The sequence below is a fragment of the Polaromonas sp. genome, from assembly GCF_018780625.1.
Lineage (GTDB): Bacteria > Pseudomonadota > Gammaproteobacteria > Burkholderiales > Burkholderiaceae_C > Polaromonas.
This window is the reverse complement of record NZ_JADMJK010000144.1, coordinates 1-4,129: the sequence shown is the minus strand read 5'-3', so window position 1 is coordinate 4,129 and position 4,129 is coordinate 1. Positions and strand designations below refer to the sequence as shown.

At 63.0% G+C, this 4,129-nt stretch carries 4 protein-coding genes; all 4 read left to right on the top strand.

All coding sequences use genetic code 11. From position 1 onward, the window contains the following. On the top strand, window positions 1-301 hold a 301-nt coding region (locus tag IV091_RS12375), incomplete at its 5' end, for a hypothetical protein (protein WP_293469139.1). A gap of 132 nt (window positions 302-433) precedes the next feature. Then, a complete protein-coding gene (locus IV091_RS12370) occupies window positions 434-1,303 on the top strand; it encodes a neutral zinc metallopeptidase (protein WP_293469137.1) in 870 nt (289 codons plus the stop codon). A gap of 174 nt (window positions 1,304-1,477) precedes the next feature. After that, a complete protein-coding gene (locus tag IV091_RS12365; protein WP_293469135.1) occupies window positions 1,478-2,941 on the top strand; it encodes a DEAD/DEAH box helicase in 1,464 nt (487 codons plus the stop codon). Between the two features lie 109 nt (window positions 2,942-3,050). Continuing rightward, complete coding sequence (locus IV091_RS12360; RefSeq protein ID WP_293469133.1) at window positions 3,051-4,007, top strand: YihY/virulence factor BrkB family protein; 957 nt, start codon at window positions 3,051-3,053, stop codon at window positions 4,005-4,007. Window positions 4,008-4,129 lie beyond the last annotated feature (122 nt).

Genomic DNA, 4,129 nt, shown 5'->3' with positions numbered 1-4,129 from the left:
ACCGTCCTACAAAGTCTGGCTGGGCGTGGCGGCCGGCCTCGTCATCGTCTGCCAGTTGGTGGCCATGGCGCTGGTGGTGGGCGGGCAGGTCGAAAGAGCCGATGCGCGCGGGTTTCAGTACGCCTCCGAGCGATCGGCCCTGGCCCAGTGCAGCCAGAGCAGCCTGGGCAGCGAACGCCAGGACTGCGTCCTGCGGGTCCAGGCGGCTGCCAGTTTTCTGCCGCCAACCGCCGGCAGCCAGCAGGCGCTGGCCGACGCCACAGGCGCCTTCCAGTCAACGGCCTTGCTGACGGGCCGCTAGCCACCAAACCGTTAGTATGTATGTGGGGACCAATGAAATTGGCCACCCTCAACACCCTCAAAATCGAGTGATTGTGTTGATGACAAACGTCAGCGCCAGGCCAATCCTTATACGCAAAACAGGAAATCAATCATGAAATGGGAAGGCAATCGGCAATCGGACAACGTCGAAGACCGGCGCAACAGCGCGGGCGGTGGCGGGATGCTGGGCGGCCGCAGCATTGGCATAGGCACCATTGTGGTGGCGCTGGTGGGCGGCTGGATTCTGGGCATCAACCCGCTCACCATCCTGGGCGCCTTGACGGGCGGCGCCCCGACGGCCCAGGTGCAGCAATCGCCGGCCCAACGGCCTCCCGCCGACGACCGCATGGCCAGTTTTGTCTCCACCGTGCTGGCCGATACCGAGGACGTCTGGAAAACCGAATTCACCAAGGGCGGCGCAACCTACCAGGAGCCGCGCCTGGTGCTGTTTCGCGGGGCGACGCAAACCGCCTGCGGCCAGGGCCAGGCCGCCATGGGGCCGTTTTACTGCCCCAGCGACCAAAAGGTCTACATCGACCTCGGTTTTTACGAAACCCTCAAAACCCGCCTGGGCGCGCCCGGCGACTTTGCCCAGGCCTACGTCATTGCGCACGAGGTTGGCCACCATGTGCAAAACCTCATGGGCATTACCGAGAAAATGGAGCAGATGCGCGGCCGGGTCAGCACCGTGGACTACAACGGGCTCAGCGTGAAGCTGGAACTCCAGGCCGACTGCTTTGCCGGCGTCTGGGCGCACAACGCCCAGAGCGCGCGCCAGATCCTGGAGCAGGGCGATGTCGAAGAGGCCATGAACGCCGCCGCCAAAATCGGTGACGACGCGCTGCAGCGCAGCGGTGGCGGGGCCGTGGTGCCCGACAGTTTTACCCACGGCAGCAGTGCGCAGCGGCAGCGCTGGTTCAACAACGGCCTGAACAATGGCAGCGTCAAGGCCTGCGACACCTTTAGCGCCAAAAATCTATAATAAACAGGCGCCTGACATTTAGATACGGGTTCTGGTAGCTATGTAAATAATAGCAAATTGACGCGATTCAGCGGCTATTTCTGTCAGCCATGTTAGGCCCTTGCGGCCTGTTTTTTCAGCAAGCATTGACGTCAAAGCCTCTGATTCGCTCAAAGTGCGACAATGGCGGGCTAAATGACATCATCTTTTTCGAACCTTTCGCTAGCAGAACCGCTGGCACGCGCCGTAGCCGAGATGGGCTACGAATCCATGACCCCCATCCAGGAACAGGCCATCCCGGTCGTTCTGCAGGGCAGGGACGTGATGGGCGCCGCCCAGACCGGCACTGGCAAAACCGCTGCTTTCGCGCTGCCCCTGCTGCAGCGCATGATGAAGCACGAGAACGCCTCCACGTCGCCCGCGCGCCACCCGGTGCGCGCGCTGGTGCTGCTGCCTACGCGCGAGCTGGCGGTCCAGGTGGCCGAACAGGTCAAGCTCTACGCCAAGTACACCAACCTCAACAGCGCGGTGGTGTTTGGCGGCATGGACATGAAGCCACAAACGCTGGAACTCAAAAAAGGCGTTGAAGTGCTGGTGGCCACGCCAGGCCGCCTGCTGGACCACATTGAAGCCAAAAACACCGTGCTCAACCAGGTCGAGTACGTGGTGCTCGACGAAGCCGACCGCATGCTCGACATCGGCTTTCTGCCCGACCTGCAGCGCATCCTGAGCTACCTGCCCAAGCAGCGCATCACGCTCTTGTTCTCAGCCACTTTTTCACCTGAAATCAAGCGCCTGGCCGCCAGCTTTCTGCAAGACCCGGTGACGATCGAAGTGGCCCGCTCCAACGCGACCGCCGCCACGGTCGAGCAGCATTTCTACAGCGTCAGCGCCGACGACAAACGCCGCGCGCTGCACCAGATCCTCAAGCAGCGCGGCATGAAGCAGGCGTTTGTGTTCGTCAACAGCAAGCTCGGCTGCGCCCGCCTGGCCCGCTCGCTCGAACGCGAAGGCCTCAAGACCACCGCGCTCCACGGCGACAAAAGCCAGGAAGAACGTTTAAAGGCGCTCGAAGCCTTCAAAACCGGCGAGGTCGACCTGCTCGTCTGCACCGACGTGGCCGCCCGTGGCCTCGACATCAAGGACGTGCCGGCCGTGTTCAACTTCGACGTGCCCTTCAATGCCGAAGACTACGTGCACCGCATTGGCCGCACCGGCCGCGCCGGCGCATCAGGCCTGGCCGTGAGCTTTGCCGCCAGCAGCGACGCCCGCCTGGTGGCCGACATTGAAAAGCTGCTGGGCACCAAGATCGAGATCGAACCCCTGGAGTTTGAGGAAGACCGCCCCCGCATCGCCGAACAGGGCCGCATCAACGACGGGCGCCGCATGTACCGCGAGGCCGAGAGCGGCACCGAGGGCATCGCCGCCCGCGAGCCGCGTGACGTACGCGCGCCGCGTGAGCGCCGCGAATACACGCCGCATCGCTCCCCGGCCGCCTCGCGCGATCCGTTTTTTGACAAACCCTACGAGCCCAAGGCGGACAGCCAGGCGCAGCCCGCCTGGGAAGCCGACGCCAAGGCCGGCCCGGCGCGCAGCGGCGTCTCCGCCAACATCAAGGCCCGCAAAAAAGTCGCGGCGCTGTTCAAGGCCAGTACGTAAGTAGCTGTCAAACCATCGCGTCCGGTCCGATCCGTCGGCGCGCACCTACGGGTTGTCGCCGCGCCGTCTGGCGCCTGCATCCCAGGGGTTTTAGTAAGCTCCAGGCATGATGGAAAAACTCGTCCGGGGTCTTCAGGCCTTGCTGGCCCTCGGGCTTTCAGCCCTTCAATATCTCTACCGCCCCTGGCGGCGCGCCATTGACTGCTGGATAGACGCCGACGGCCTGCGCATGAGCGCGGCCATGTCTTTTTACGGCATTCTCAGTCTGGCCCCCTTGCTGGTCTTGCTGGTGGCCATTTTGGGCTGGTGGCTGGACCGCAGCTATATTGAAACCAGCCTGGTCGCGCAGATCCGCAGCGTGGTTGGCGCGCAAGGGGCGGAGGCGGTTCAGCAGGCCCTGTCCAGTTCAAGAAAGCCCTCGGAAGGCATCGCCGCTTCCCTGTTCGCATTCGTGCTGCTGCTGTTTGGCGCCACCGGTGTGTTTGCCGAACTGCAAGATGCGTTCGAGCGCGTGTGGCGCCACGGCAGCGGCGAGACACCCCGGCAAAAGTGGTGGTACAGCGCTTCGCTGCGCCTGCGCGGTGTCGCCTACATATTGGCCCTGGGGTTTTTGCTGCTGGTGTCGCTGGTGATTTCCACGTTTCTAAGTTTGCTGTCGGGCTGGGCTGGCGCCTATTTGCCCTTCGAAAAAATCGCTTGGGTCATCAACGAACTGGTGCTGTTCGGCTTCAGCGTTGCCCTGTTCGTGGCGCTCATGAACATGAGCACCGGCCCCAAGCCCGCCATGCGCTATCTCGTCATGGGTTCCGCCACCGGCGCCATCCTGTTTGAAGTCGGCAAATACCTCATGGCCATCTACCTGTCCACCGCAGCGGTGGTGTCCGCCTACGGCGCGGCCGGCTCGCTGATCGTGATGCTGATGTGGATCTACTTTTCTTCTGCCGTGCTCTTGTTGTCGGCCAGCGTGGCGCGGTCCTGGTCTGACGAATCCGCCATCCGCCGCGCGGCGCGTGCGGGCGTCAAACCCGCCCCACCGCCTCCGCCTGTATCTGTTCAGTTGTCTTGAGTTGTGGTTTTTTTGGGGGGCGGTTCGTCTGGATTTTTTGCTTTTTCGGTCTTTAGTTGACTTGGCGGGGTTGGGCTGGCCGGGAGTCGCCCGGCATGCGACTCACTTTCTTTGCTTCGCCA